The organism is Streptomyces griseoloalbus, assembly GCA_014650015.1.
GTDB lineage: Bacteria > Actinomycetota > Actinomycetes > Streptomycetales > Streptomycetaceae > Streptomyces > Streptomyces griseoloalbus.
Genome location: BMUD01000013.1, coordinates 72,145 through 96,381, shown reverse-complemented (window position 1 = coordinate 96,381; position 24,237 = coordinate 72,145). Strand labels below are relative to the sequence as shown.

Sequence of the window (24,237 nt, the reverse complement as noted above, 5' to 3'; positions counted from 1 at the left end):
CCTCATGGACGCCCCGCGGAGCGCGGTTCGGGCAGCGGTTCCGGCAGCAGGGGGACGAGCCGGTCCCAGCGGGCGATCGCGCATCCGTTCGCGCGGTCGTACGTCGCGTCGACGGGACGGCCGGCCCAGGTGCCGGTGATCCGGGCGGTGGCGGGCCCGCCGTACTGCATGGTGCAGACGGCGTCCCGCGGCGCCGGCGCGAAGGCGTCCTCCCCCCACCGCGTGTTCCGGTCGACGGCGGCACAGGCCCCGGCGGGGTCGGGATGGCTGCCGCCACTGGGCCGGCAGTACACCTCGTACGTCCCGTCCGCCCCGTCGCCCGCGTCGCGCACGGTGACGACGAGACGGTCACCGCGCGGAGCCGCATCCTGCGCGTACGCCACCGGGGGCGCCGCGGACAGCGACGTGAGGGCGGCGGCGGAGGCGGCGACGGCACCGACGACGAGTCGCCGCAGCGCGGGCCGGGCGGTCGGGTGGGCGGTGGGCCGGGCGGCGGGCGGCCGGAAGGTGTCGGAACGAACGATCTGCGTCATGACCTGCCCAACGCGCCACCGCGCGGGACGTTGCGCCACGCCGACGTCCCGGTCGGAAGTGCTTTGCCCTGCGGGCTCTCCGCCTAGTACCGTGGGGGGCGATTGGTGACACCCCACACGGTTGTGTCATCATCGGCACGCACGAACCACTCGCGCTCGCGCGCGGAAGGTCGTGCAGGGAGGCGTCGCCTAGTCCGGTCTATGGCGCCGCACTGCTAATGCGGTTTGGGTCTTAAAGCCCATCGAGGGTTCAAATCCCTCCGCCTCCGCCCCGATCAGAAGCCCCGGCCCCAGTGGCCGGGGCTTCGTCGTTGACGCCGCGCCGTCACCGCTCGATAGCGCTCGATCCTGTGTTTTCGCAGGTCACAAGGGGTATGGCAAACGGATTTCACATGGCGGCGGCAGTCATGTAATGTTCTTCCTGTCGCCGCGAGCGGGCCGAAAGGGCCGGGGAGCGGCGAGAAAACTGAAAAGACAAGCACTCGTAGCTTAACGGATAGAGCATCTGACTACGGATCAGAAGGTTGCAGGTTCGAATCCTGCCGAGTGCACACAGATCGAAGGCCCCGGAGAGATCCGGGGCCTTCGGCGTTTCCGGGTCGTACCGCAGTGAAGTACAGCGACGAGGAAGCGGCCCGCCGCGGTGGATCAGCGGCTACTGGGGTCGCCTGTCGGCTTCGTCTTGCGCGCATCGTCCCCGCAACGGTGCGCCCACGCGACGTCCATGCCGGTGCCGCGCGAGGAGGTGGCTGTCCGAGCGGGCGTACGCGGCGTGGGAGGGCCACGCCTGGTCACCGGCGATCTGCCGGCCGCCTCTGGCGTTCCGGTGTCATCCGGTGTCCGCGTCGTCCGAGTCGGGGTCGGGGTCGGGGCCTGGAGCGGGGGCGTCGTGTCCGGGGGAGGTTCCGTGGTCGCGGAGGGTGGTCCGGAGGTAGTGGGTCAGGGCGGTGGCCGCCGCGGTGAGGAAGACGAAGGTGTAGAGGATCTGCAGGATGGTGACCAGGCGGGCCGTCTGGCCGTGCGGGGTGATGTCGCCGTAGCCGACGGTGGCCAGGGTGACCAGGGTGAAGTAGAGGGCGTCCAGGCGGGTGGTGATGCCGTCCAGCTCGCCGGGGCGTTGGGCCAGGGCCTGGTAGGCGGTCGCGAAGACCAGGATGGACAGGCACATCAGTGGGGGGATGACCAGTCCGGGGCGGACGTCCCGGCGGGACAGCAGTACGTGGACGACCTGCCTCAGCAGCAGGAGGGCCACCAGGGCCAGGGCGAGGCAGAAGAGGATCCAGCTGAGCACCGGGCGGTGCGGGCCCAGCCGGTCCAGGGGGAGCAGGAAGTAGGCGGTGACCATCGCCGCCACACCGGTGACCTCGGCCAGCCAGAGCCAGAGGGCGCTCCGGACGGTGGGGGCGCGCTTCAGGCCCGGGACTCGGGGGACTCGCGGCGCGGTGCGCACAGGGCCCAGATGATGAAGCCGTCGATGATGATGAGGACGATCGACCACACCGGTGCGTAGGGCAGCCAGACGAAGTTGGCGATCATGCTGAGCCCGGCCAGCGCCACTCCCACCGCCCGGGCCCAGCCGGCCCCCCTGAACAGGGCGAGACCGGCGGCGGCCACCAGGGCGCCGAGGATCAGATGGACCCAGCCCCAGCCGGTCAGGCTGAACTTGTACGTGAAGTCTCGGGTGGCGACGAAGACGTCGTCCTGGGCGATGGCGGCGATGCCCTGGAAGATCGCCATGATGCCGCCGAAGGTCATCAGTACCGCCGCGGCGACCGTCCAGCTCGTCGCCCACGGGCTTGCCGCCTCCCACCCGGCCTGGTGGTGGCGCGTGCCGCTGACATTGCTCGCCATGTTCTCGCCTGCCCTTCGGCTGTCCCCGAGCGGTGCGGTCCCTCATTTCAGGTTGGCACTCCGGGTGGCACCCGGCACCTCGGCCCCGGCACCTCGGCCCCGGCACCTCGGCCCCGGCACCTCGGCCCCGGTACCTCGGCCCCGGCACCCCGGTGCCGGGCGCGCCTCGCACCGGGCACCTCGGGTCCGTACCGCGCGCGCCGGGTCAGTCGGTACGGCAGTGCTCCTCCAGGTAGTTCGCCGCCACCGTGTTCGCGCGATGGAACCAGTCGTGCAGTACGGCGGTCTCCTCGGCGGTGTAGTCGGCGAAGAGCGCGGTGATGCGGGCGTAGTAGGGCTCGTAGATCTCACGGGTGCGGGCCACGGCGTCGGGCAGGGCGGCCACGCGGACGCGGCGGCGGTCCGCGGGGTCGGGGCGGCGGGTGATGTAGCCCGCGCGTTCCAGGCGGTTGAGGATTCCGGTCATCGCGCCCGTCGTGACATGGACGCGGTCCGCCAGTTCGCCGGCCGTGAGCAGGTTCTCGCCGGCCTGGAGGACGAAGGCGAAGCAGGTCAGGTCGGTGACGTTCAGGCCCACCTGCTGGGCGATCTCGTGCTGACCCACCAGGTGGGTCGCGATGAGCTGGTCCATCGCCCACAGCGCCTGCTCCGGGGTGGCGGACGGGCGCGGCTTGGCTTGCATTCCGGGGTTCCTCATTTTCCTTAGTTCGTGAGGGGTTTCTATAGTAAATTTCTTAGGATGTGAGAGATTATGGGCGCCGACTGCAAAGGGGGGGCAGGCACGTGAGCGCACATCCATATGACCACGGGCACACGGTCGCGGGGTGGACAGGTTTCGCGATCGCCGGTGTCGGTACGGCGGTTCTGGGCCTGGGGGTCTGCACGGTGTCCGGGCCGCTGCTGGTCGGCGGGCCGGTGATCGCCCTGGCCGGTCTGCTCGTCACCTGGGTGCTGCACCTGGCCGGGTGGGGCAAGCCGTCGGGGCCGCGGCCGAGGGAGCAGTGGGGGTGGCGGGTGCGGGACCTGACTGTCCGGCAGGGGCATACGGGGTGCCTCGGATGCCGGTTGGCGGGCCGGGGGCGAGCCCGCCGCGGGCCCGCCCCGGCGGCGGGCCGGGTTCCCGTACCCGTGCGCGGGAGCGGCGCGGAAGGCGCGGATCCCGCGCGCGCCGGACAGCCCCGGAGCTGAGCCGCCGCGCGCGGTCGTCGGCGAAGCCACGGCCAGGGACGCCGGGAGGTTACCCCGGACGGCTGCCGCAGGGTTCTCACGGCCACCAGGACCTCAGCGGCCACCGGGACCTGCGCACCACTATCAATGTCAGTGGTCGCCTCTACTCTCGTCAGAGATGGGACAGGCATGGCGGTGCTCGGGGCTGCGGTGGTCGGCGGACGGTCCCGTGCTGGTGTGGGACGGTGGCCGGCGCTCCGCGCTGACCTGGGGGAAGCGGGTCGCCTTCGGGGTCGAGGAAGGGGGAGTGCGCGGATGCGTGGGGGCACGGGGGCATGCGTGTCCGCTCGGTGCGGCGGTGTCGGCGCGCGGTACGGGGGCGCGCTGCGAGGAGTGCGCGCGGCTGGACCGGGCGCACTCGGTGGCCGCCGACACCCTCGCGGACGATCCGCGGCCCTACCGCGTATACCTGGCGTGGTTCGGGCCCGGGATGGCCAAGGTCGGGATCACGGCGGTGGAGCGGGGTCCGGCGCGGCTGCTGGAGCAGGGAGCGGTCTGTTTCAGCTGGCTGGGGACCGGGCCGCTGATGGCGGCGCGGCGCACCGAAGAGCTGCTGCGCGCCGCGCTGCGCGTGCCCGACCGCATCGCCTACGCGGACAAGCGGGCGGTGAGGGCGTCCCTCCCCGCGACGGCGGCGGGGCGAGCGGCGGAGACGGCCGAGCTGCACGCGCGGGCGGTCGCCCTGAGCGGGTGGCCGGAGTCGCTCGGCCGTGAGCCCTTCCACCCCGTCGATCATGTCGAGGTGTTCGGGCTGACGGGGGTGCCGGCCGCCGTGGGGGAGGTCGCCGAACTGGTCGCCGGAGGCGCGGTGAGCGGTGAGCTGGTGGCCGCCGCCGGTCCGGATCTGCATCTGCTGACGGGGAGGGGAGTCGTGGTGCTGGACACCCGGCTGCTGGCCGGGTGGGGGCTGGTTCCGGCCGGTGGGCGGGAGTTCGCGATGCCGGTCCGGGCGCTCAGGGAGCGGGCGGGGGCGCAGGACGGCTTGTTCTGAGGTGGCCCGGGGGCGCAGGACGGCTTGTTCTGAGGGCTGGACCGGGGGCGCGGTCCCGGGTGATCGTGGCGGCATGAGCGCTGACCCCCACACCCGTACCGAAGCCGGCGACGTGCGGCGCTTCTGGGAGGGGCTCGGGCTGCCCGGCCTCATCGACGTGCACACGCACTTCATGCCGGAGCGGGTGCTGCGCAAGGTGTGGGCCTACTTCGACGCACTCGGGCCGCTGACCGGCGGCGTCGAGTGGCCGATCACGTACCGGAGGGAGGAGGGCGAACGGGCCGCGCTGCTACGGCAGTTCGGCGTGCGGGCCTTCACCGCCATGCTCTACCCGCACAAGCCGGGCATGGCGCGGTGGCTGAACGGCTGGGCTGCCGACTTCGCCCGCCGCACCCCCGACTGTCTGCACACCTCGACGCTGTTCCCCGAGCCCGGGGCCGTGGACCACGTCCGGGAGGCCGTGGAGGCGGGGGCGCGGGTGTTCAAGGCACATGTGCAGGTGGGTGCGTACGACCCGGCCGACGAGGCGCTCGACGCGGCCTGGGGTCTGCTCGCCGAGGCGGGCGTGCCGGTGGTGATCCACTGCGGGTCCGGGCCCGCGCCCGGCAAGCACACCGGCCCCGGGCCGGTCGCCCGGGTGCTGGCGCGGCACCCCCGGCTGCGGCTGGTGGTGGCGCATCTCGGCATGCCCGAGTACGAGGACTTCCTGGACCTCGCCGAGCGGTACGGGGAGGTGCGTCTGGACACCACCATGGCGTTCACCGACTTCAGCGAGCGCATGGCGCCGTTCCCCCGCCGGGCCCTGCCCCGGCTGGCCGCCCTCGGCGACCGGATCCTGCTCGGCTCGGACTTCCCCAACATCCCGTATCCGTACGTCCATCAGCTGCACGCGCTGGAGCGGCTGGGACTCGGGGAGGCGTGGCTGAGGGGGGTGTGCCACGACAACGCGGCACGGCTCTTCGGCCTGCCGGTGCGGCCCCCGGCCCGCCCCGAAACGCCCCTGTGAGTTTCTCAGCGAAAACACAGGATGCCGAAAGAGTGCTCTCAGGGGCCCCGGACATCGTGTGCGGCATGACCACGATCTCGCCCCAGGGGCGCACCGAACTGCTCAGGCCGGACGGGAGCCCCGTCCGCGTGCTCGTGGTGGACGACGAGCAGTCGATCACCGAGCTGATGTCCATGGCCCTGCGGTACGAGGGCTGGCAGATCCGCAGCGCGGGGGACGGCCAGGGTGCCCTGCGGACCGCGCGCGAGTTCCGGCCGGACGCCGTCGTCCTGGACATGAGGCTGCCGGACATGGACGGACTGTCCGTCCTCGGGCGGCTGCGCCGCGAGCTGCCCGACGTGCCCGTGCTGTTCCTGACCGCCAAGGACGCCGTCGAGGACCGTATCGCCGGACTGACCGCCGGCGGGGACGACTACGTCACCAAGCCGTTCAGCCTGGAGGAGGTCGTCGCGCGGCTGCGCGGGCTGATCCGGCGGTCCGGCGCCGCCGACCGCCGGTCCGAGTCGATGCTGGTCGTCGGCGACCTCACCCTCGACGAGGACAGCCACGAGGTCACCCGGGGCGGGGACGGCATCCACCTGACCGCCACCGAGTTCGAGCTGCTGCGCTTCCTCATGCGCAACCCGCGGCGCGTGCTCAGCAAGGCCCAGATCCTCGACCGGGTCTGGTCCTACGACTTCGGCGGGCAGGCGAACGTCGTCGAGCTGTACATCTCGTATCTGCGCCGGAAGATCGACGCCGGCCGGGAGCCGATGATCCACACCCGGCGCGGCGCCGGATACCTGATCAAGCCCGCGGTCTCGTGAGCGGGCGGCGACGACCGTGTCCGCGGCGGCGTGTGGGCAAGCCGCGCACGCTGCGGACGCGGCTCGTCGTCGCGTCCGTAACGTTGATCGCGGTGGTGTGCGCGTCGGCACCGTGACCACGCTGGCGTTGCGGTCACATCTGTACGAGCAGTTGGACGGCCAGGTGGGGGAGGTGGCCAAACGCGCGGCGGGCGGTCCCGGGCACGGCGAGCCGCTCCTGCGGTTCATGGGGGAGGAGGACCCTCTCGACCTCGTCACCAAGGGCCCGCAGGGCATCGGCACCATCGGCGTCACCATCGAGGGCGACCGGGTGACCGAAGGGGTCGTCAGCAAGCGCACGACGCGGAACGGGGTCCCGACCTCCGAGGCGACCCCGCTGACCGCCGCCCCGGCGGCCGGACCCCGCCCGGCGCGGGCACCAACGGCACCGGCGGCTTTCCCGGCGGCGGTCCGACGGGCCAGAACGGCCAGAACGGCCAGAGTCCCGGCCGGGATGCGCAGACCGGCCCCGGCGCCAACGCCGAGGCCGGCATGCCCGGAGGCCGCGCGGGCGGCGGCATGGGCGGCCTTCTCGGCGGCGCGGACGTCGACACCGAGGCGAAGGAACTGCTGGAGACCGACGCCGACGACTACACCTGGGCCGCCGCGGCCATCGGCGCCCAGAACGCCGCGAGTCACCAACTCGCCACCGGCGAGCCCGTGATGGCGATCGGCGGCTTCATCGGCACCGACCCGTCCCCGACGCTCGCCCAGTTCCAGCAGTACGTGAAGGACGGGAAGATCCACTACTTCGTCTCCGGCGGCGGATCCCGCCTGCCCCGCGGGCGACGACGCGAAGGGTCAGACAGGCCCTAGCATGAACCGGCGTCGGCGAGTCGAGGAAGGTGCGCCATGGTGAGGACAGCCCAGCGGTCCGAGCGTGGGCCGCGCTCCAGTGTCTGGCTGGAGGGCAAGGCCCGCCGCGGCGGGCGCGGCGGCGGGCAGCCGTCGGGGCTGGACCGGGATCGGATCACCGAGGTCACCGTACGGCTGCTGGACGCCGAGGGCCTGGACAAGTTCTCCATGCGCCGGCTCGCCGCCGAACTGAACGTGACGGCGATGTCCGTCTACTGGTACGTCGACACCAAGGACGACCTCCTCGAGCTCGCCCTGGACGCGGCCTTCGGCGAACCCGCGCTGCCCGATCCGGCTGCCGACGAGGACTGGCGCGACCAGCTGCGCGCGCTCGCCCGGGAGTACCGTGCCCTGCTGGTGCGCCACTCCTGGCTGTCGCCGCTGGTCGGGCGATTCCTCAACATCGGGCCCAACGCGCTGTCGTTCTCCGAGGTGATCCAGCGGGTCGTCCGGAAGACGGGCCTGCCCGCGCACGAGCTGACCGGGGCCATCTCCGCCGTCTTCCAGTTCGTGTACGGCAACGGCACGATCGAGGGCCACTTCCTCGCCCGCGTCGCCTCGACGGGCCTGACCCCCGACGAGTACCACCGGCACGCCATGACCGAGGTGACGCGGTCACCGGACGCCTCCGAGGTCATCGGGGAGTCGGCCAGGATCATGGAGGCCCGCGGCGGCGACACGGTCGAGGAGATGATGGAACGGGACTTCGCCTTCGCCCTGGACCTGCTGGTCGCGGGCATCGAGGCGATGGTCGCCCGCAGCCGGGACTGAAAAGACCCCGGCCTGACCGGTGCGGCAGGGCAGGAGACCGAGGAGCCTCCTGACTACTCCCCTTCCGCCAGCCGCGCAGGGAACCCGCCGGTCGCCACCGGCCCCCAGCGCTCCGGGGTGATCCGGATGATCGACTTGCCCTGCTTGACCATCGCCTCCCGGTACTCGTCCCAGTCGGGGTGCTCCCCGGCGATGTTCCGGTAGTACTCCACCAGCGGTTCCACGGACTCGGGCGAGTCGACGACCTCGGCGGTGCCGTCGATCTGTACCCACGGTCCGTTCCACTCGTCGCTGAGGACGATCAGGCTCACCCGGGAGTCCCGCTTGGCGTTGCGGGTCTTGGCGCGCTCGGGGTAGGTGGAGACCACGATCCGGCCCGAGTCGTCGACGCCGCAGGTCAGTGGCGATCCCTGGGGGCCGCCGTCGGCCCGCCGGGTCAGCAGGATCGCGCGGTGCCGGGGGCGTACGAAGTCGAGCAACTCATCGAGGGAGACGCGGGTGTTCGTCGCGATGTTCGGTGCCATGGCGCCAGACTAGGGCCTGCCGCGAACGTGGCGTCGTAGCCCGAAGGGCAGCCGCGCGGCGTCCGGTGCGTGCTCTCGGTGTGCCGCCCGGAAGCCCTCGTACCGGGCGTACTCGGCCTTTCGGGTGGTGCGGCGAGAGTGTGTGCCGGGCGTCGCGCGGCAGACGTCGCGTGCAGAGCCGAGTACATCCCGTACGAGGCTCTGCGCCCGGCACGCCGAGAGCACGCATCTGACGCCGCGAGGCCGCCCTGCGGGCGACGACGCGAAGTGACAGCACACCTAGGCGGCCATCGCCTCCGGGACGTTGTCGTACACCGGGACGTCGCGGCGCAGGCCGGTCAGTTCCAGGACGCGGCTCGCCACGCCGTCCGGCCGGGCCACCACGTACACCAGGGTCTCGGGGTGCAGCAGTCGGCGTACCTCGTTGATGAGGCGGACGCCCTGGGAGTCCATGAACAGGGTCGAGCTGAGATCGAGCACCACGACCCGTGGCCGCCGGTCCGGGCGGGGGCGGGCCTGGGACGTGATCAGCGGCAGCAGCTCGTCCGCGTTGGAGAAGTCGATCTCCGGCGGGAACGGGAACAGCACGCGGTCGGACAGCTCATGTGGCTCGGAGGGTTTCGGCAGGAAGGTCACGACAGTCACCTGGCAGACGTTCGTCCGGTTTCCGGTAAGGCCGCTTCCTGACCCGTCCGCCCATTGCACCACGTCGGAGCGGATCAGTGGAAGCGGCTAAAGTTGTGTACGTCCTGTGCTCGCAGTCGGGAATGTGCTGCGGAGCTCTCCTGCGCACGACCGTTCGATCGTGCATGCCGAAGAGGTTCGTGGTGGTTGCGTCCCGGTTTTCCGATTTGCCCCGTTTCCCTGTCGGTGTGGAACTGGCGGAAGCGCTTACGGCGGCGGCGCGCCAACTGCATGACACGTCCAGCCCGGACAGCACCCTCGACACCGCGGTCCGTCTCGCGGTGGACCTCGTGCCGGGCGCCGACCACGCGGGCATCTCCGTGATCGAGCGGAACAACCGGCGCCGCACGCTCGCCTGGACCGACGAGGTCGTGCGCTCCGCCGAGGACGGACACCCGGCGCCCGAGCGCCGGCCGTACTGGCACCGCCTGTGGACCGCCCCGGTGGCCGGGGTCGAGGACAGCGAGGGGGACGAGGGCGAGGACGTACTGTCGGAACGGGGCCTGCGGTCCGTGTTGTCGCTGCGGCTGCGTGCCGACCGCCGCCGGCTGACGGTGCTCACCACCTACTCCCGCAAGCCGCGTGCCTTCGACGAGACCTCGCTGCGGATCGGGCGGCTGTTCACCGCGCACGTCGGCATGGCGCTCGACTCCGCCACCGTGCGCGAGCAGCTCACCGAGGCGATGCGTACCCGGGACCTGATCGGCCAGGCCACCGGCATCCTCATGGAGCGCCTGGACATCGACGCGGCCGGCGCCTTCGACAGCCTGGTGCGGGCCTCACAGCGGGAGAACGTGAAACTGCGCGACCTCGCCCGCCGCATCGTCGACGCCCACAACACCCCCTGACGGCCCTCGTCGGCTCCCGCGGGGGGTCCGCCCCTACGCGGCAGGCAGTGACTCCCCCCGCACCGCCTGGATGTCCAGCTCCACCCTGAGCGTCGTGCCGATGGCCGCGATGCCGGCCTGGAGGACCTGGTTGTAGTTCATCGCGAAGTCCTCGCGCCGCAGTTCGGCCGTGGCGCGGAACGCCGCCCGGGTGCCGCCCCAGGGGTCCGCCCCGGTACCGAGGTGGGCCAGGTCCAGGTCGACGGGGCGGGTGACACCGCGCATGGCCAGCTCTCCGTGGACGGTCCAGCGGTCGGAGCCCGCCGCCGTCAGTCCGGTGGAGCGGTAGGTGATCTCCGGGTACCGCTCGACGTCCAGGAAGTCCGCGGACCGCAGATGGGTGTCGCGCATCCCGTTGCCGGTGTCGATGGACGCCGCCCGGATCACCGCCTCCACCCGGGACTTGGCGAGGTCGTCCGGTGCCACCTCCACCCTGGCCGCGAAGTCGGTGAACCGGCCGCGCACGCTGGAGATGCCCAGGTGCCGGGCGACGGCGGCCACGCTCGAATGCGCCGGGTCGACGGTCCACGGCCCGGGCGGCGGCAGCTCCGTACCGCCCTGCCGGGCCAGTGTCACCGTCCCGACCTCGGCCCGCCCGCTCGCGGTGACGATGGCGCTGGCGGCGGCGGGCGCGTACCCGACCGCGGTGACGATCACGGTGTACGCCCCCGGAGCCAGCGCGGTGGCGTCGCGGACAACGCCCTCGGCGTCCGCCTCGGCGCGCAGCACCTGCGTACCGGTCCCGTCGGTCACCGTGACGACCGCGTGCGACACGGCCCATCCGTCCCGGGTACGGATCCTCGCGGTCAGTGGCATCCCGTTTTCTCCCTGCAAAGGCTTACAAAAGGGTCATGATGAGACCGGCCCGCGGCGGGGGCGCGTCTGGGCTGCAGAACGCGCTCGCCCGCCACGGGCCGGGGTCCGGCTACTCGCCCGGGTGGGCGAGTTCGATGTCGTGGTCGTCGACTCCGCCGCCGGTGACCGTCAGCGCGGTGGCCACCGGGGGGTAGCCCGTGGCGATGACGGTGTACTCGCCCCCGTCCAGGTCGGCGAAGGCGTACGCCCCGTCCGCGCCGGTCGTCGCCGTGCCGACGACGTTGCCCGCCGCGTCGACGAGGGTCACCCGGGCGTCGGCCAGCGGCCCGTGCGGGGCGCGGACCACGCCCTGCACCTGGGCGCCGGTCTCCAGCTCGACCTCGATCCGGGTCACACCGGTGCCGCCGACCTCGACGGGCAGCGCGCGCGGCCGGTACCCGGCGGCGTTCACCGCGACGGTCACCGCGCCCGGCACCAACTCGGCGAAGGAGAACTCGCCCTGCTCGCCGGTGCTCCCGGTGGCCAGCAGGTCCCCGCGCACATCGGTGACGATCACCATCGCGTCCTTCACCGGCAGCCCGCCGCCGGCGGCGCGGACCAGTCCGGTCAGTCCGCTGGTGCCGCTGAGCAGGATGTCGTAGGTGACGGGTTCGCCGTTCACCACGACCGTGGACGCCTGCGGCTGGTGGCCGTCGGCGGCGGCGATCAGGACGTACGACCCGGTGCCGGGCGCGTCCACCGCGTACGAACCGTCGGACTGCGCCACCGACCGGCCCAGCTGACGCCCCGCCAGGGAGATCAGCGTGACGGCGGCCCGCGGCACGGGCGCGCTGTCGGCGCCCCGCACGAAGCCGCGCACCGGGATGCCGCCGGCGGGCTCCTCCGGGCGGGTAACGGTGGCGACGGCGGACAGGGGTTGTGCGGTCGCGCCCTTCGCGGCGGCCTCCGTGTCGGAGACGGCCCAGCCGGGGACGTGGCCGGCGGCCGCGGCGGGCGCCTCGGCGGCGGCCTCCGCCGGGGTGGGCACCGGAGCCGGCGCCGGGGTCCCGGCCTTCTCCTCCGTCGCCTGGGCCAGCGCGCCCGACGTCCGCAGCGGGACCTCCTTGATGAACAGGGTCACCAGGAACGCGAGCAGGGCGATCGGGGCGACGTAGAGGAAGATGTCGGCGATGCCGTGCCCGTAGGCGCTCTCCAGCCACTCGCGGATGCCGTGGGGCAGCAGGTCCATGTCGGGGATGTCGCCGCTGCCGGAGGCCTTGGCGGCCGCCGCCCGCTCCTGCGGGTCGAGCTGCCCGATGGTGTCGGACGCGTAGTGGCTGATCCGGGTCGACATGACCGAGCCGAGCACCGAGACGCCCACCGCACCGCCGAGGGAGCGGAAGAACGTCACGACGGAGGAGGCCGCGCCCAGGTCGCCCGGGGCCACCTGGTTCTGCGTGCACAGGACCAGGTTCTGCATCATCATGCCGACGCCGAGGCCCATCAGTGCCATGAAGACCGCGATGTGCCAGTACGGGGTGTCGTAGCGCATGGTGCCCAGCAGGCCCAGGCCCGCCGTGAGCAGCACGCCGCCGGCCAGCAGCCAGCCCTTCCACCGGCCGGTCCTGGTGATGATCATGCCGGAGACCGTGGACGACACGAACAGGCCGCCGATCATCGGGATGGTCATGACGCCCGACATGGTCGGGGACTTGTCACGGGCCAGCTGGAAGTACTGGCTGAAGTAGACGGTGCCCGCGAACATCGCGATACCGACGAAGAGCGACGCCAGCGAGGCCAGCGTGATGGTGCGGTTCCGGAACAGCCGCAGCGGGATGATCGGCTCGGCGGCCCTGCTCTCGACGAACAGGAAGATCAGCGTCAGCACGAGCGCGCCGCCGACCATGGCGCCGGTCTGCCAGGACATCCAGGAGTACTTGTCGTCCGCGAAGGTGACCCAGACGAGCAGCAGGCAGACGGCCGCGGTGACGAAGAAGGCACCGGCCCAGTCGACCTTGACCCGGCGCTTGACCACCGGCAGGTGCAGCGTCTTCTGCAGCACGATCAGCGCGATGAGCGCGAAGGGCACGCCGACGTAGAGGCACCAGCGCCAGCCGAGCCAGCTGGTGTCGGTGATGACACCGCCGAGCAGCGGACCGCCGACGGTCGCGACGGCGAAGGTCGCGCCCAGGTAGCCGGAGTAACGCCCGCGCTCACGCGGGGAGATCATCGCGGCCATGATGATCTGCGCCAGCGCGGACAGACCACCGGCGCCCAGGCCCTGGATGGCACGGGCGGTGATCAGCATCGCCGGGTTCTGCGCGAGGCCGGCGACGACGGAGCCGACGACGTAGACGATCAGGCCTATCTGGACCAGGGCCTTCTTGCTGACCAGGTCCGCGAGCTTGCCCCACAGGGGAGTGGAGGCGGTCATCGTCAGCAGCGAGGCGGTGACGACCCAGGTGTAGGCGCTCTGCCCGCCGCCCAGGTCGCCCACGATCTCGGGCAGGGCGTTGGTGACGATGGTGGAGGACAGGATGGCGGCGAACATGCCGAGCAGCAGGCCCGACAGCGCCTCCATGATCTGCCGGTGCGTCATCGGAGCGTGGCTTTCCGTGGAGCCTCCCCCGTGGTTGGCATGAGCCCGCACACCGGCTGGTGTGGTCGTTGCCATGGACTTCCTTCTCTTAAGTGCTTGCGGGTGTACGGGTGGTCTGTTCGAGAGCGGGAGGTGCCGGCCGGGAGGCGGCGCGGGTGTCGCCGAAGCTGTCCCTGAGCCGGGTCATCAGCTGGGTGAGCCGGCCGACCTCCTCGTCGGACCAGTCGGCCAGGCGCTCGGTGAGCAGCTGGGTGGTCCGCCGGAACAGCTCGTCGAGCCGGGTCCGGCCGGCCGGGGTGAGGTGCAGGATGCGCGAGCGCTTGTCGGCGGGATCGGGAAAGCGCTCGATCCAGCCGCGCTCGGCGAGGTGGGCGACGTGGCGGCTGGTGACCGACATGTCCACCGAGAGCAGCTCGGCGAGCTTGCTCATGCGCATGTCGCCGTACCGGCCGAGCAGCGTCAGCACGGCGGCGGAGCCGCTGGGGCAGTCGGCCGGCATGATCCGGTTCATCTCCCGCTTCACGGCGCCGAAGGCGCTGAACTGGCGCACCAGCTCCTCGTACTGCGCCGACTCGGCCATGACACCTCCGTTTTGTTGCTTAGAGCAACCATAAATTTCGATGGTTGCCGCAGGCAAATAAAAAGGGGTGTTGAGGGTCAAAAACTTGGCAAAGGCAAGTAATCGCGATAGTAAACGCGCAGGTGGGGTGGCCTGTGCCGATCGCGCCCGGGACCTGCACCTGCCCCGCTTGGGCCGCCCGTCGGGGATTCGCTAGGGTCTCGGAGCATGGCTAACACCCAAGGCCCGCAGGGCAACCACGACCCCGCCGGCAGCACCCAGATGTTCCGTGCGTTCGTCGACGAGGCGCCGCAGGGCCGGCAGGCCGCCGCCACGGGCGGTGGGCCGCGGATCGGCCTGATCGTCGGCATCGTCGTCGCCGTGGCGGTCGTCGCGGCGGTCGCCTGGCTCGCGCTGAAGTAAGGGACAACGCGGCGGCCGCCGTTGCGCCCCTGCGGGGCGCCCCGGCGGCCACTCATCCGACACCACGTACGGAGCGTCCGGCCGACGCCCCGTGACCTGGTGTGCCTCAGTCCGAGATGAGGCCCTCCCGCAGCTGCGCGAGCGTCCGCGTGAGCAGCCGCGAGACGTGCATCTGGGAGATGCCGACCTCCTCGCCGATCTGCGACTGGGTCATGTTGGCGAAGAAGCGCAGCATGATGATCCGCCGCTCACGGGGCGGCAGCTTGGCGAGCAGCGGCTTGAGGGACTCGCGGTACTCCACGCCCTCCAGTGCCGTGTCCTCGTAGCCGAGCCGGTCCGCGAGCGAGCCCTCGCCGCCGTCGTCCTCGGGGGCGGGGGAGTCCAGCGAGGACGCCGTGTACGCGTTGCCGACCGCGAGGCCGTCGACGACGTCCTCCTCCGACACGCCCAGCACGGCGGCGAGTTCGGTGACCGTGGGCGAGCGGTCCAGCTTCTGGGAGAGCTCGTCGCCGGCCTTCGTCAGCGCCAGGCGCAGTTCCTGCAGCCGGCGCGGCACCCGCACCGACCACGAGGTGTCGCGGAAGAACCGCTTGATCTCGCCGACCACCGTCGGCATGGCGAACGTCGGGAACTCCACGCCCCGTTCGCAGTCGAAGCGGTCGATCGCCTTGATCAGCCCGATGGTGCCGACCTGGACGATGTCCTCCATCGGCTCGTTGCGCGAGCGGAACCGTGCCGCCGCGTACCGCACCAGCGGGAGGTTGAGTTCGATCAGGGTGTCCCGGACGTAGGCGCGCTCCGGGCTGTCCTCGTCGAGCGCGGCGAGCCGCAGGAACAGGGAGCGGGACAGGGTGCGGGTGTCGAGGGCCGCCGTGTCCGGGAGGTCCGGAGCCGGTGTGGCCGTGAGGGCCGGGCCTTCGTCGATGGGGCCGAGTGCGTCGAGAGCATGGGGAGCTGTTTCGCTCTCCGCGAGCGTGAGCACCTTCGAGCTGCCCTGTTCTGCGGACATGCCACCCCCTTTGGGTCGCGGGACGGTCGCGGCGGACGCTCCCGTCTGAGGAACGCAGCCTTCACCTGAATACCGGCGCCGGAGCTTCGGCAAACGCGCTTTCCGCAGAATGTCACATGTCGGCAACGCGCTGTAGTGACATGTCGACATCTGAGATGCGAATCAGCCCTGGAAACAAGGGGTCTGACGGGCTATCGGCCCAGAACCGCACAGAACAGCACTGATGAGCGATTCGCTCGTTCAGGCTACGCGTCGATCCGGTTCGCGGATCGCAGTCGCTGGAAGCTACGCGCCAGTAGGCGGGACACGTGCATCTGCGAGACCCCGAGTTCCGCACTGATCTGCGACTGGGTGAGGTTGCTGTAGTAACGCAGCAGCAGGATGCGCTGCTCGCGCTCCGGTAGTTGGACGAGCAGATGCCGGACGAGATCGCGGTGCTCGACGCCGTCCAGGGCGGGATCCTCGTAGCCCAGCCGGTCCAGCAGCCCGGGCATCCCGTCGCCCTCCTGCGCGGCCTCCAGCGAGGTGGCGTGGTACGACCGTCCGGCCTCGATGCAGGACAGCACCTCCTCCTCGCTGATGCGCAGCCGCTCGGCGATCTCGGCGGTCGACGGGGAGCGCCCGAAGGCGGTCGTCAGGTCCTCGGTCGCGCTGTTGACCTGCACCCACAGCTCGTGCAGCCGGCGCGGTACGTGGACGGTGCGCACGTTGTCGCGGAAGTACCGCTTGATCTCGCCGACCACCGTCGGCATCGCGAACGTCGGGAACTGCACGCCCCGGTCCGGATCGAAGCGGTCGATGGCGTTGATGAGCCCGATGGTGCCGACCTGGACGACGTCCTCCATCGGCTCGTTGCGGGAGCGGAAGCGCGCGGCGGCATAGCGCACCAGCGGGAGGTTGGCCTCGATGAGCGCCGCGCGCACGCGGGCGTGCTCCGGCGTACCCGGCTCCAGTTCCTTGAGCTGGCCGAAGAGCAGTTGCGTCAGGGCCCGGGTGTCGGCGCCGCGCCGCTTGGCCGGGCTCGGAGGCTGGGGGGTCGCCGAGGGGTCGGCGTCGGCCGGGGACTGGGGCGTGGTCGGGGCCTGGAGCGCGTCGGGGGACATCTCGTCCTGGGGTGGCGCAGTACTGGCCGACACGGTCAACGCCACCTCTTTTTCGGTCTACTCATCCGTCAAAAGCGGTCATAGCATCACAAGACTGACTCACTGTGTGCAAGCACCGCATATTCCGTGTTGAGCAGCAAACATGTGCACCAGCACAAGAGAGCCCCCTGCCGTCACGGCAGGGGGCTTCGGAAGGCGAGGAGTCAGAACTCGTAGTCGGCGATCACCCACGTGGCGAACTCCCGCCACAACCCGACGCCCGCCTGGTGCTCCGGGTGCTCCACGTACCGGCGCAGCGCCGCCGCGTCCTCGAACGCCGAGTTGATGGCGAAGTCGTAGGCGATGGGGCGGTCGCTGATGTTCCAGGCGCACTCCCAGAAGCGGATCTCCGGGATCTTGCCGTCGAGCGAGCGGAAGGCCTCCACGCCCTTCACGACCCTCAGGTCGTCGCGCTCGACGCCCTCGTTCAGTCTGAAGAGCACCAGGTGGCGGATCATCACTCTCCTCCGTTGGCGAGCCACGTCATGAAGTCGCCGACCGCCTTCGCGGCGTCCGAGATGCCCTCGAACCCTATCTGCACGTAGTCGGCCGCCTTGGCCGGGTCGGTGATGATCAGGTACGACACGAAGACCACAAGAACGTAGACGGCGATCTTCTTCGCGGTCACCGCCATCGCGGCCCTCCCCTGTCACTGATGTGTGCTGGTGTCACATGTGTGGCGGGCCCATGATCGCACGAAGGGCCCCGTCTGACGACGAGGCCCTTCACCAGCGGTAGCGGAGGGATTTGAACCCTCGGTGACTTGCGCCACACTCGCTTTCGAGGCGAGCTCCTTCGGCCGCTCGGACACGCTACCAAGGGAGACCTTACAGCACGGTGGGGCATGGTTTGAAATCGGTATTCACCGGTTCCGGAAGAACTCCGTGAGCAGGCGGGAGCACTCGTCGGCGAGCACGCCCTCGATCACCTCGGGCCGGTGGTTGAGCCGCCGGTCGCGGACGAGGTCCCAGAGGGAGCCGACCGCGCCCGCCTTCTCGTCCCTGGCGCCGTACACGACCCGGTCCACCCGGGACTGCTGGATCGCGCCCGCGCACATCGTGCACGGCTCCAGCGTGACGACCAGGGTGCAGCCGGCCAGCCGCCACTCCCCGAGCCGCGCGGCGGCCCGCCGGACGGCGAGCACCTCCGCGTGGGCCGTGGGGTCGCCGCCGGCCTCGCGCTCGTTGTGGGCGGAGGCCAGTACGGTGCCGCCGTCCGGGGCGAGTACGACGGCGCCGACGGGAACGTCCCCGCCCCGGACGGCCAGTTCGGCCTCGTCCAGGGCGAGTCGCATCGCCGCCCGCCACCGGTCGCGTACCGGATCCGGCGGCGGGCTGGGTGCGGGTGGGGTGGTCGGCACGGTCAGCGGACGGTCTCCAGGACCTCCGAGGCGCCCAGGGCCTCGGCGATCTCGTTGACGGCGTCCTCGGTCATCGCACGCAACTCCTTCTCGCTCACGCCCAGATCCTCCAGGACCTGCGCGTCACCGACCGGTCCGTGCGGCATGGCCTCGGCGGAGCCGGTGGACGGGGCGCCGTCGTCGGCGTCGGCCTCGGTGTCCTCGTCGTCCGGTTCACCGTCCTCCGTGCCGTCGAGGTCGAGGGCGTCCAGATCGGCGCCGTCGTCCCCGGGGACACGGCCGAGCAGCTCGTCGGTGAGCAGGATCTCGCCGTAGCTGCTGCGGACGGCCGCGGCGGCGTCGGAGACGTAGATGCGAGGGTCCTCCTCGCCGTCCACGCGGACGACGCCGAACCAGCCGTCCTCCTGCTCGATCAGCACGAGCACCGTGTCCTCGTCGGGAGAGGCTTCCCGGGCCAGGTCGGCCAGATCCGACAGGGTCTCCACATCGTCGAGCTCCGTGTCGCTCGCTTCCCACCCGTCTTCGGTGCGCGCGAGCAGTGCGGCGAAGTACACCGTGACTCTCCCACTGGTCATAGGCGTGCCGGTTGGGAATCCCCCCGGCGGAGGTGTGCGGGCGGGGACCGGTGCTCCGAGCCCCACCCATTCGGAATCGTGGCAGAAACAAGGCCGTCGGGGGACGTCTTCGGCTCCCTGTGTCCGGCGGTTTCGACCGCAGTTCGCCGAGTGGGCCCATCGAGGACTCACCGGCGAACTCGTTGCCGCCACGTGCGGATCGTACGCGGCTGCACGCGCCTTCTGCGCACGGGCACTTCACCGAACACCCACGAGTCCCGTGATCTTCCCACCCATCACGGTCCCGGCCGCGGTACGGCGCCCGGGCGGGCCGTCCTACCAGCGGAAGGTGCGCATGCGCATCGCGTGCCGCAGCCGGGCCGCCTTGGCGCGGCGCGGCTGAACCCGGTCGCGCAGTTCCCGGGCCTCGGCGAGTTCGCGCAGGAACCGGGCGCGGCGCCGTCGTCGCTCGGCCTCCGTCTCGGCCCCTGTCCCGGCCGGGCCGGAGGTCTCGTGCGGCGACGGATCGTTTCGTTCTTCCTGCTCGCGCAATCGGCTCACCACCCCAGTCCGTCCTTCCCACCTTCCCCCGGACGGGGGGATTGACGCCAGCGAAGGAGTGACGGGGGTTCGGGAGGCTTGCGGCGCGCGGGGACGCCGGGCCCACCGGGCCCGGTTAATGTTGACGTCATGCGTCTCCACGTCGTCGACCACCCCCTGGTCGCCCACAAGCTCACCACGCTGCGCGACCAGCGCACCGACTCCGCGACCTTCCGCCGTCTCGCCGACGAGCTGGTCACCCTGCTCGCCTACGAGGCCACGCGCGACGTGCGCACGGAGCAGGTCGACATCCGGACGCCGGTCGAGGCGACCACGGGCGTCAAGCTCTCCCACCCGCGCCCGCTGGTGGTGCCGATCCTGCGGGCCGGTCTGGGCATGCTGGACGGCATGGTCCGCCTGCTGCCGACCGCCGAGGTGGGCTTCCTCGGCATGATCCGCAACGAGGAGACGCTGCAGGCCTCGACGTACGCCACCCGGATGCCGGAGGACCTCTCCGGACGCCAGGTGTACGTCCTGGACCCGATGCTCGCCACCGGCGGCACGCTGGTCGCGGCGATCCAGGAGCTGATCAAGCGCGGCGCGGACGACGTGACCGCCGTGGTGCTGCTGGCCGCGCCGGAGGGCGTCGAGGTCATGGAGCGCGAGCTGGCGGGCACCCCGGTGACGGTCGTGACGGCGTCGGTCGACAAGCGCCTCAACGAGCACGGCTACATCGTGCCGGGCCTCGGCGACGCGGGGGACCGGATGTACGGGGCGGCCGAGTAGGTCCGCGAGCCTCGCGGTCCCGGGTTCCCGGCTTTCTCGGGGCTCCCGGGCTCTCAGCAGTTCTTCTTCGGGGCGGGCGTCGGCTCGGGCTCGGCCAGTGCGGTCAGGGCCCGGTCGGCGTCCGCCTTCTTCGTCAGCTGCCGGAAGGCGTCGCCGATGACGAGGTCGACCTCGCTGCCCTTGCGGGCGGGGTCGGTGCGCCGTTCGGCGGCGGCGAGCTGGGTGCCGAGCACCGGCAGCGAGGTGTCCAGGGCGGAGACGGGCCCGAGCAGCACACCGGTGCCCTTGACCTTCTTGTCGTACTCCTTGGACGCGTTGGCGACCTCGCCGATCTTGAAGCCGCGCTTCTTGAGCTCGTCGGCGGTCTTCTGGGCGAGGCCGCCGCGGGTCGTGGCGTTGAGGACGTTGACCGTGATCGCGCCGGGCTCGGGCAGCGCCTTCGGGGCGGCCGCGGGGCTCGGCCCGGTGGCGCAGGCCGCCTTGGTGCCGGTCGCCTTGGTGCCGGCCGCGGAGACGGAGTCGCCGTCGCCGCCGGTGAACACGTCGATGAGCTGCAGCGTGCCCCAGCCGCCCACGCCGAGGACGGCGACGGAGGCGACGGTCAGGACGACGAGCCTGCCGTGCCGCCGGGGCCGGCGCATCCGCGGGTACTTGTCGCCCGTGATCCGGTACTGGCCGCCCATGCCAGGTGGGGTGAGCATGCTCATGGGCGCAGCGTAGTGCGCGCGGGCGGCTGTGCCTACTAGATGATCATTCGATGGTGTGCAGTCCAACCCGAAAGGGCCAAACCGCTCGTGGGAGCGGGGCCGGACGGGTGTCAGTCCAGTTCGAGGACGCGGGCGTGCAGCACCTGGCGCTGCTGGAGCGCCGCCCGGACCGCGCGGTGCAGCCCGTCCTCCAGATACAGATCGCCCTGCCACTTCACGACATGCGCGAAGAGGTCGCCGTAGAAGGTCGAGTCCTCGGCGAGGAGGGTCTCGAGGTCGAGCTGCTGCTTGGTCGTCACGAGCTGATCGAGGCGGACCGGGCGCGGCGCGACGTCCGCCCACTGCCGGGTGCTTTCCCGGCCGTGGTCGGGGTACGGCCGGCCGTTTCCGATGCGCTTGAAGATCACACGGAAAGCCTACCGGGCAAGGCGTTCCGGGCGCAGCCATGGCGACGCAGTGCGACGCTGAAAAAGGCACCCAAAGGGGGACGAAGCGGGAACGGGAGTTCGAGATGAGCGATCGTGAGACCACGCCGCCGGCCACCGCTCCCGAGGCGTCCGACGGTGCCCCCGCGCTCCCCGGCAAGGCCCTCGACATCGCGTCCGGCTATGCCTTCACCGGGCCCGCGCTCGACCTGGGCGCCCTGGTGTGGGACGGGCGGTGCCATGCGGACGCGCAGATCAGGGTGCCGCTGTCGACGCTGAACCGCCACGGCCTGGTCGCGGGCGCCACCGGTACCGGCAAGACCAAGACGCTCCAGCTCGTCGCCGAGCAGTTGTCGGCGCAGGGCGTGCCCGTCTTCCTCGCCGACATCAAGGGCGACCTCTCCGGGATCTGCGAGCCGGGCAGCCCGGACCCCCGGATCGAGGGGCGCGCCCGTGAGGTGCGCCAGCGGTGGACGGCGACCGGGTTCCCGGCCGAGTTCTACGCCCTCGGCGGCATGGGGCACGGCATCCCCGTACGGGCCGCGGTCACCAGCTTCGGCCCGGTGCTGCTGTCCAAGGTGCTGGAGCTCAACCGGACCCAGGAGCAGTCCCTCGGGCTGATCTTCCACTACGCCGACATGAAGGGCCTGGAACTGGTCGACCTCAAGGACCTGAGGGCGGTCGTGGCGTTCCTGGCCTCGGACGAGGGCGCACGGGAACTGAGGAGCATCGGCGGGCTGTCCCCGGCCACGGCCGGGGTGATCCTGCGGTCGCTGACCGTCTTCGAGGCGCAGGGCGCGTCCGGCTTCTTCGGTGAGCCGGAGTTCGACACGGCCGAGTTCCTGCGGACGGCGGAGGACGGGCGGGGTGTCGTCTCCGTCCTGGAGCTGCCCGCCGTCCAGGAGCGGCCGCAGCTGTTCTCGACCTTCCTGATGTGGCTGCTCGCCGACCTCTTCCACGATCTTCCCGAGGTCGGCGACGTCGACCGGCCGAGGCTCGTCTTCTTCCTCGACGAGGCGCATCTGCTGTTCGACGACGCCTCCGAGGCGTTCCTGGACTCGATCACCCGGACGGTGCGGCTGATTCGCTCGAAAGGGGTCGGCGTCTTCTTCGTGACGCAGACCCCGAAGGACGTGCCCGCCGAGGTCCTCGGCCAGCTGGGCCACCGCGTGCAGCACGCGCTGCGCGCCTTCACGCCGGACGACCAGAAGGCGCTGAGGGCCACGGTGAAGACCTTCCCGCACTCTCCTTACGACCTGGAGGAGGTCCTGACCGGCCTGGGCATCGGCGAGGCGGCGGTGACCGTACTGGGTGAGGAGGGCGCGCCGACCCCGGTGGCCGTGACCCGGCTGCGGGCGCCGGAGTCCCTGATGGGCCCGGTGGCCCGGGCGACCCTGGACCGGATGGTGCGGTCCTCGCCGCGGTACGAGCGTTACGCACAGGCTGTGGACCGCGTCTCCGCGTACGAGCGGCTGGCGGAACGGCCGGCCCCGGACGAGGGTACGGACGGGACGCGGGCCGCGACCGGTGCGCCGAAGGCCGGCCAGGAGCGCGCGCCCGGGGGACGGAGGCCGAGGTCCGAGGAGGGCCCCTCGATGATCGAACAGGTGGCGGGCAGCGGTGTCTTCGAGTCCCTGGCCCGTTCCGTGGGCACCCGGATCGGCCGCGAGATCACCCGCTCCCTCTTCGGTACGGCCCGCCGCAGGAGGCGGTAGCGACCCCGGGACCCCGGTGCTCGAGCTACTCGGCGGGCTTCTTCGCGGCCTTCGCCGCCTTCGCCGCGGCCTTCTGTTCCTGCTTGTGCGCCCGCACCTTGGCCAGCGACTCCGGGCCGGTGATGTCGGCGACGGAGCGGAAGGACTTCTCCTCTCCGTAGGCGCCCGCGGCCTCCCGCCAGCCCGTGGGCCGCACCCCGAGTTGCTTGCCCAGCAGGGCCAGGAAGATCCGGGCCTTCTGCTTGCCGAACCCGGGCAGCTCCTCCAGTCGCCTCAGCAGCTGCTCGCCGTCGCCGACGCCCCGCCAGACGGCCTCGGCGTCACCGTCGTAGTGCTCGACGAGGTAGCGGCAGAGCTGCTGGATGCGGCCGGCCATGGAGCCCGGGTAGCGGTGCACGGCCGGTTTGTCGGAGAGCAGCGCGGCGAACGCGTCGGGGTCGTACGCGGCGATCTCGTGCGCGTCCAGGTCGTCCGCGCCGAGCCGCTGGGCGATCGTCGCCGGGCCCTTGAACGCCCACTCCATCGGGATCTGCTGGTCCAGCAGCATCCCGGTCAGCGCGGCGAGCGGGCTGCGGCCCAGCAGTGCGTCGGCGTCGGGGTCCTGGGCGAGGCGAAGAGTGACGTCCATGCCCCGATGATCGCGCGTCGCGGCTCAGCTCGCGCGCCAGTACCCCAGCGCGTGCGTCCGCTGCTTGGGCACCCCCAGCTCCTTGCGCACGAATGCCGAGAGCGCCCGGGTGGTCGCGGTGTCGCAGGCGATCCAGACGTACGGGTGCTCGCCGGCCTGCCGCAACAGCTCGGGCAGGTCGGCCCGCACCCGCTCGACCAGCGCCGCTCCGGCCGCCTGCCGGGGCACCTCGCGCACTTCGTGCCGGCCGGGTTCGACCCCGCAGGGCAGCCCGTCGAGGGTGCCTTCGAACCAGACGGTCGCGGGCGCGGAACCCAGCGCCCCGAGGAGGGAGTTGAGGGCCGGCAGCGAAGCCGGGTCGCCGATGGCGAAGACATGCGAGGGAGCGGGGCTGGGCTCCTCGAAACCCGTGCCCTGCACCGTCGCCTCGATGGTGTCCCCGGGCTTCGCCGCCCTGGCCCAGTCGCTGGCGCACCCCTCGTGCAGCGCGAACTCGAGAGCGAAGCCGCCGCTCGCGGGATCCGGGTCGACCAGGGTGTACGCCCGCTGGTGGGGCCTGCCCGCGTTGTCGAACCACAGCCGCACCCACATCGTCGGGTGGACGCCGGTCGCCGCCAGCATGCCGCCGTCGGTGAAGCGCACCCGCCGGTAGTCCGCGGTGACGTCCTCGGCCCCCGTCACGGTGAAGGTGAAGTCCCTCGCCCGCATCAGTTTGAGGACCGCGCCCTCCCAACCCCGCCCCTGCCCCATCGTGTCCTCGCCCTTCACGTACGATTCCGCCACGGTTTGGTTAGGCGAGCCTAACCTAAAGTGAAATGAGG

At 71.5% G+C, this 24,237-nt stretch carries 29 protein-coding genes, 3 tRNA genes and 2 pseudogenes; 13 read left to right on the top strand and 21 right to left on the bottom strand.

Translation table 11 applies throughout. The features are described from left to right. Window positions 1-2 precede the first annotated feature (2 nt). Window positions 3-533 carry an SSI family serine proteinase inhibitor gene (locus tag IE178_RS20600; protein ID WP_193513323.1) on the bottom strand — a complete coding sequence of 177 codons (531 nt, stop codon included), beginning with the start codon at window positions 531-533 and terminating at the stop codon, window positions 3-5. 178 nt (window positions 534-711) lie between these two features. Between IE178_RS20600 and IE178_RS20595 the strand changes: the two genes are divergently transcribed. After that, window positions 712-802 (top strand) — tRNA-Ser (locus IE178_RS20595). A gap of 209 nt (window positions 803-1,011) precedes the next feature. Continuing rightward, window positions 1,012-1,084: transfer RNA gene (locus tag IE178_RS20590), tRNA-Arg, on the top strand. A gap of 278 nt (window positions 1,085-1,362) precedes the next feature. On the opposite strand, the gene IE178_RS20585 is transcribed toward IE178_RS20590, so the two are convergent. From IE178_RS20585 to IE178_RS20575, 3 genes are all read right to left on the bottom strand, one after another. Further along, window positions 1,363-1,878 (bottom strand): potassium channel family protein, encoded by a 516-nt coding sequence (locus IE178_RS20585; protein ID WP_193513389.1) that lies wholly within the window; start codon window positions 1,876-1,878, stop codon window positions 1,363-1,365. Window positions 1,879-1,943: 65 nt separating this feature from the next. Then, window positions 1,944-2,384, bottom strand: coding sequence for a DUF7144 family membrane protein (locus IE178_RS20580; RefSeq protein ID WP_193513322.1), 441 nt, complete (start codon window positions 2,382-2,384; stop codon window positions 1,944-1,946). Between the two features lie 205 nt (window positions 2,385-2,589). Next, the gene (locus tag IE178_RS20575; RefSeq protein WP_193513321.1) at window positions 2,590-3,066 is read right to left on the bottom strand and encodes a MarR family winged helix-turn-helix transcriptional regulator; all 477 of its coding nucleotides are present in this window, start codon (window positions 3,064-3,066) and stop codon (window positions 2,590-2,592) included. A 101-nt stretch (window positions 3,067-3,167) separates the two neighbouring features. Between IE178_RS20575 and IE178_RS20570 the strand changes: the two genes are divergently transcribed. The 7 genes and pseudogenes from IE178_RS20570 to IE178_RS20545 all read left to right on the top strand — a co-directional run bounded on the left by IE178_RS20570 (window position 3,168) and on the right by IE178_RS20545 (window position 8,079). Beyond that, a complete protein-coding gene (locus IE178_RS20570) occupies window positions 3,168-3,572 on the top strand; it encodes an HGxxPAAW family protein (protein ID WP_193513320.1) in 405 nt (134 codons plus the stop codon). Window positions 3,573-3,729: 157 nt separating this feature from the next. Beyond that, the gene (locus IE178_RS20565) at window positions 3,730-4,602 is read left to right on the top strand and encodes a DUF2797 domain-containing protein (protein ID WP_184764416.1); all 873 of its coding nucleotides are present in this window, start codon (window positions 3,730-3,732) and stop codon (window positions 4,600-4,602) included. Between the two features lie 73 nt (window positions 4,603-4,675). Next, window positions 4,676-5,608 carry an amidohydrolase family protein gene (locus IE178_RS20560; RefSeq protein ID WP_184764417.1) on the top strand — a complete coding sequence of 311 codons (933 nt, stop codon included), beginning with the start codon at window positions 4,676-4,678 and terminating at the stop codon, window positions 5,606-5,608. A 65-nt stretch (window positions 5,609-5,673) separates the two neighbouring features. Beyond that, a complete protein-coding gene (locus IE178_RS20555) occupies window positions 5,674-6,414 on the top strand; it encodes a response regulator transcription factor (RefSeq protein WP_193513319.1) in 741 nt (246 codons plus the stop codon). After that, window positions 6,411-6,613: pseudogene (locus IE178_RS36085) on the top strand (two-component sensor histidine kinase); the annotation flags it as partial. The gene IE178_RS20555 and the pseudogene IE178_RS36085, both read left to right, overlap by 4 nt. Then, window positions 6,532-7,218: pseudogene (locus tag IE178_RS36975) on the top strand (mannosyltransferase YkcB-related protein); the annotation flags it as partial. The pseudogenes IE178_RS36085 and IE178_RS36975, both read left to right, overlap by 82 nt. Window positions 7,219-7,305: 87 nt before the next feature. Next, window positions 7,306-8,079: a TetR/AcrR family transcriptional regulator gene (locus IE178_RS20545; protein WP_193513318.1), complete on the top strand. Its 774-nt coding sequence runs from the start codon at window positions 7,306-7,308 to the stop codon at window positions 8,077-8,079. A 53-nt stretch (window positions 8,080-8,132) separates the two neighbouring features. Here IE178_RS20545 and IE178_RS20540 read toward each other — a convergent pair whose 3' ends face one another. After that, window positions 8,133-8,603 carry a PPOX class F420-dependent oxidoreductase gene (locus IE178_RS20540; protein WP_184764420.1) on the bottom strand — a complete coding sequence of 157 codons (471 nt, stop codon included), beginning with the start codon at window positions 8,601-8,603 and terminating at the stop codon, window positions 8,133-8,135. Between the two features lie 279 nt (window positions 8,604-8,882). Beyond that, window positions 8,883-9,239, bottom strand: a complete 357-nt coding sequence (locus IE178_RS20535) for an STAS domain-containing protein (protein ID WP_373301135.1) — start codon at window positions 9,237-9,239, stop codon at window positions 8,883-8,885. 173 nt (window positions 9,240-9,412) lie between these two features. On the opposite strand from IE178_RS20535, the gene IE178_RS20530 reads away from it, so the two are divergent. After that, window positions 9,413-10,135 (top strand): ANTAR domain-containing protein, encoded by a 723-nt coding sequence (locus tag IE178_RS20530; RefSeq protein ID WP_193513317.1) that lies wholly within the window; start codon window positions 9,413-9,415, stop codon window positions 10,133-10,135. 33 nt (window positions 10,136-10,168) lie between these two features. Here the strand turns inward: IE178_RS20530 and IE178_RS20525 are convergent, their stop codons facing one another. From IE178_RS20525 to IE178_RS20515, 3 genes are all read right to left on the bottom strand, one after another. Next, window positions 10,169-10,990 carry a YceI family protein gene (locus IE178_RS20525; protein WP_193513316.1) on the bottom strand — a complete coding sequence of 274 codons (822 nt, stop codon included), beginning with the start codon at window positions 10,988-10,990 and terminating at the stop codon, window positions 10,169-10,171. Window positions 10,991-11,099: 109 nt separating this feature from the next. After that, a complete protein-coding gene (locus IE178_RS20520) occupies window positions 11,100-13,568 on the bottom strand; it encodes an MFS transporter (protein ID WP_498370642.1) in 2,469 nt (822 codons plus the stop codon). Window positions 13,569-13,656: 88 nt separating this feature from the next. Then, window positions 13,657-14,148, bottom strand: coding sequence for a MarR family winged helix-turn-helix transcriptional regulator (locus tag IE178_RS20515; RefSeq protein WP_193513314.1), 492 nt, complete (start codon window positions 14,146-14,148; stop codon window positions 13,657-13,659). 207 nt (window positions 14,149-14,355) lie between these two features. Here IE178_RS20515 and IE178_RS20510 point away from each other — a divergent pair, with 207 nt between their 5' ends. Beyond that, window positions 14,356-14,550, top strand: a complete 195-nt coding sequence (locus IE178_RS20510; protein WP_093764193.1) for a hypothetical protein — start codon at window positions 14,356-14,358, stop codon at window positions 14,548-14,550. A 106-nt stretch (window positions 14,551-14,656) separates the two neighbouring features. Here IE178_RS20510 and IE178_RS20505 read toward each other — a convergent pair whose 3' ends face one another. From IE178_RS20505 to IE178_RS20470, 8 genes are all read right to left on the bottom strand, one after another. After that, window positions 14,657-15,559: an RNA polymerase sigma factor SigF gene (locus tag IE178_RS20505; RefSeq protein WP_184764426.1), complete on the bottom strand. Its 903-nt coding sequence runs from the start codon at window positions 15,557-15,559 to the stop codon at window positions 14,657-14,659. A 245-nt stretch (window positions 15,560-15,804) separates the two neighbouring features. Continuing rightward, on the bottom strand, window positions 15,805-16,701 hold the full coding sequence (locus tag IE178_RS20500; protein WP_184764427.1) for an RNA polymerase sigma factor SigF: 897 nt from the start codon (window positions 16,699-16,701) through the stop codon (window positions 15,805-15,807). A 164-nt stretch (window positions 16,702-16,865) separates the two neighbouring features. Continuing rightward, entirely contained in the window at window positions 16,866-17,159 is a 294-nt protein-coding gene (locus IE178_RS20495) for a Dabb family protein (protein ID WP_193513313.1), read from the bottom strand. Beyond that, window positions 17,159-17,335: a hypothetical protein gene (locus IE178_RS20490; protein WP_184764428.1), complete on the bottom strand. Its 177-nt coding sequence runs from the start codon at window positions 17,333-17,335 to the stop codon at window positions 17,159-17,161. Before IE178_RS20490 ends, IE178_RS20495 begins: the two co-directional genes overlap by 1 nt. Window positions 17,336-17,433: 98 nt before the next feature. Further along, window positions 17,434-17,518 (bottom strand) — tRNA-Ser (locus IE178_RS20485). Window positions 17,519-17,563: 45 nt separating this feature from the next. Further along, on the bottom strand, window positions 17,564-17,995 hold the full coding sequence (tadA, locus tag IE178_RS20480) for a tRNA adenosine(34) deaminase TadA (RefSeq protein ID WP_318280154.1): 432 nt from the start codon (window positions 17,993-17,995) through the stop codon (window positions 17,564-17,566). A gap of 68 nt (window positions 17,996-18,063) precedes the next feature. Further along, entirely contained in the window at window positions 18,064-18,615 is a 552-nt protein-coding gene (locus tag IE178_RS20475) for a tRNA adenosine deaminase-associated protein (RefSeq protein ID WP_193513388.1), read from the bottom strand. A gap of 336 nt (window positions 18,616-18,951) precedes the next feature. Beyond that, complete coding sequence (locus IE178_RS20470) at window positions 18,952-19,167, bottom strand: hypothetical protein (RefSeq protein WP_184764494.1); 216 nt, start codon at window positions 19,165-19,167, stop codon at window positions 18,952-18,954. 138 nt (window positions 19,168-19,305) lie between these two features. Between IE178_RS20470 and upp the strand changes: the two genes are divergently transcribed. Further along, a complete protein-coding gene (gene upp, locus IE178_RS20465; RefSeq protein ID WP_184764430.1) occupies window positions 19,306-19,941 on the top strand; it encodes a uracil phosphoribosyltransferase in 636 nt (211 codons plus the stop codon). A gap of 53 nt (window positions 19,942-19,994) precedes the next feature. Here the strand turns inward: upp and IE178_RS20460 are convergent, their stop codons facing one another. Both IE178_RS20460 and IE178_RS20455 read right to left on the bottom strand, forming a co-directional pair. After that, window positions 19,995-20,624 carry a LytR C-terminal domain-containing protein gene (locus IE178_RS20460; protein WP_184764495.1) on the bottom strand — a complete coding sequence of 210 codons (630 nt, stop codon included), beginning with the start codon at window positions 20,622-20,624 and terminating at the stop codon, window positions 19,995-19,997. A gap of 134 nt (window positions 20,625-20,758) precedes the next feature. Then, a complete protein-coding gene (locus IE178_RS20455) occupies window positions 20,759-21,055 on the bottom strand; it encodes a type II toxin-antitoxin system VapB family antitoxin (RefSeq protein ID WP_004943146.1) in 297 nt (98 codons plus the stop codon). A 104-nt stretch (window positions 21,056-21,159) separates the two neighbouring features. On the opposite strand from IE178_RS20455, the gene IE178_RS20450 reads away from it, so the two are divergent. Further along, window positions 21,160-22,788, top strand: a complete 1,629-nt coding sequence (locus IE178_RS20450; RefSeq protein ID WP_193513311.1) for a helicase HerA-like domain-containing protein — start codon at window positions 21,160-21,162, stop codon at window positions 22,786-22,788. Window positions 22,789-22,813: 25 nt separating this feature from the next. On the opposite strand, the gene IE178_RS20445 is transcribed toward IE178_RS20450, so the two are convergent. Together IE178_RS20445 and IE178_RS20440 are read right to left on the bottom strand one after the other, a co-directional pair. Beyond that, window positions 22,814-23,416 carry an HhH-GPD-type base excision DNA repair protein gene (locus tag IE178_RS20445; protein ID WP_184764432.1) on the bottom strand — a complete coding sequence of 201 codons (603 nt, stop codon included), beginning with the start codon at window positions 23,414-23,416 and terminating at the stop codon, window positions 22,814-22,816. Between the two features lie 24 nt (window positions 23,417-23,440). Beyond that, the gene (locus IE178_RS20440; RefSeq protein WP_184764496.1) at window positions 23,441-24,166 is read right to left on the bottom strand and encodes a siderophore-interacting protein; all 726 of its coding nucleotides are present in this window, start codon (window positions 24,164-24,166) and stop codon (window positions 23,441-23,443) included. Between the last annotated feature and the right edge of the window lie 71 nt (window positions 24,167-24,237).

What these genes read in the sequence shown, in the direction of transcription:
- IE178_RS20600 (WP_193513323.1), bottom strand. Translation starts at nt 533, where the DNA reads ATGACGCAGATCGTTCGTTCCGACACCTTCCGGCCGCCCGCCGCCCGG.
- IE178_RS20585 (WP_193513389.1), bottom strand. Translation starts at nt 1,878, where the DNA reads ATGGTCACCGCCTACTTCCTGCTCCCCCTGGACCGGCTGGGCCCGCAC.
- IE178_RS20580 (WP_193513322.1), bottom strand. Translation starts at nt 2,384, where the DNA reads ATGGCGAGCAATGTCAGCGGCACGCGCCACCACCAGGCCGGGTGGGAG.
- IE178_RS20575 (WP_193513321.1), bottom strand. Translation starts at nt 3,066, where the DNA reads ATGCAAGCCAAGCCGCGCCCGTCCGCCACCCCGGAGCAGGCGCTGTGG.
- IE178_RS20565 (WP_184764416.1), top strand. Translation starts at nt 3,730, where the DNA reads ATGGGACAGGCATGGCGGTGCTCGGGGCTGCGGTGGTCGGCGGACGGT.
- IE178_RS20560 (WP_184764417.1), top strand. Translation starts at nt 4,676, where the DNA reads ATGAGCGCTGACCCCCACACCCGTACCGAAGCCGGCGACGTGCGGCGC.
- IE178_RS20555 (WP_193513319.1), top strand. Translation starts at nt 5,674, where the DNA reads ATGACCACGATCTCGCCCCAGGGGCGCACCGAACTGCTCAGGCCGGAC.
- IE178_RS20545 (WP_193513318.1), top strand. Translation starts at nt 7,306, where the DNA reads ATGGTGAGGACAGCCCAGCGGTCCGAGCGTGGGCCGCGCTCCAGTGTC.
- IE178_RS20540 (WP_184764420.1), bottom strand. Translation starts at nt 8,603, where the DNA reads ATGGCACCGAACATCGCGACGAACACCCGCGTCTCCCTCGATGAGTTG.
- IE178_RS20530 (WP_193513317.1), top strand. Translation starts at nt 9,413, where the DNA reads ATGCCGAAGAGGTTCGTGGTGGTTGCGTCCCGGTTTTCCGATTTGCCC.
- IE178_RS20525 (WP_193513316.1), bottom strand. Translation starts at nt 10,990, where the DNA reads ATGCCACTGACCGCGAGGATCCGTACCCGGGACGGATGGGCCGTGTCG.
- IE178_RS20520 (WP_498370642.1), bottom strand. Translation starts at nt 13,568, where the DNA reads ATGACGCACCGGCAGATCATGGAGGCGCTGTCGGGCCTGCTGCTCGGC.
- IE178_RS20515 (WP_193513314.1), bottom strand. Translation starts at nt 14,148, where the DNA reads ATGGCCGAGTCGGCGCAGTACGAGGAGCTGGTGCGCCAGTTCAGCGCC.
- IE178_RS20510 (WP_093764193.1), top strand. Translation starts at nt 14,356, where the DNA reads ATGGCTAACACCCAAGGCCCGCAGGGCAACCACGACCCCGCCGGCAGC.
- IE178_RS20505 (WP_184764426.1), bottom strand. Translation starts at nt 15,559, where the DNA reads ATGTCCGCAGAACAGGGCAGCTCGAAGGTGCTCACGCTCGCGGAGAGC.
- IE178_RS20495 (WP_193513313.1), bottom strand. Translation starts at nt 17,159, where the DNA reads ATGATCCGCCACCTGGTGCTCTTCAGACTGAACGAGGGCGTCGAGCGC.
- IE178_RS20490 (WP_184764428.1), bottom strand. Translation starts at nt 17,335, where the DNA reads ATGGCGGTGACCGCGAAGAAGATCGCCGTCTACGTTCTTGTGGTCTTC.
- tadA (WP_318280154.1), bottom strand. Translation starts at nt 17,995, where the DNA reads ATGCGACTCGCCCTGGACGAGGCCGAACTGGCCGTCCGGGGCGGGGAC.
- upp (WP_184764430.1), top strand. Translation starts at nt 19,306, where the DNA reads ATGCGTCTCCACGTCGTCGACCACCCCCTGGTCGCCCACAAGCTCACC.
- IE178_RS20460 (WP_184764495.1), bottom strand. Translation starts at nt 20,624, where the DNA reads ATGGGCGGCCAGTACCGGATCACGGGCGACAAGTACCCGCGGATGCGC.
- IE178_RS20450 (WP_193513311.1), top strand. Translation starts at nt 21,160, where the DNA reads ATGAGCGATCGTGAGACCACGCCGCCGGCCACCGCTCCCGAGGCGTCC.
- IE178_RS20445 (WP_184764432.1), bottom strand. Translation starts at nt 23,416, where the DNA reads ATGGACGTCACTCTTCGCCTCGCCCAGGACCCCGACGCCGACGCACTG.
- IE178_RS20440 (WP_184764496.1), bottom strand. Translation starts at nt 24,166, where the DNA reads ATGGGGCAGGGGCGGGGTTGGGAGGGCGCGGTCCTCAAACTGATGCGG.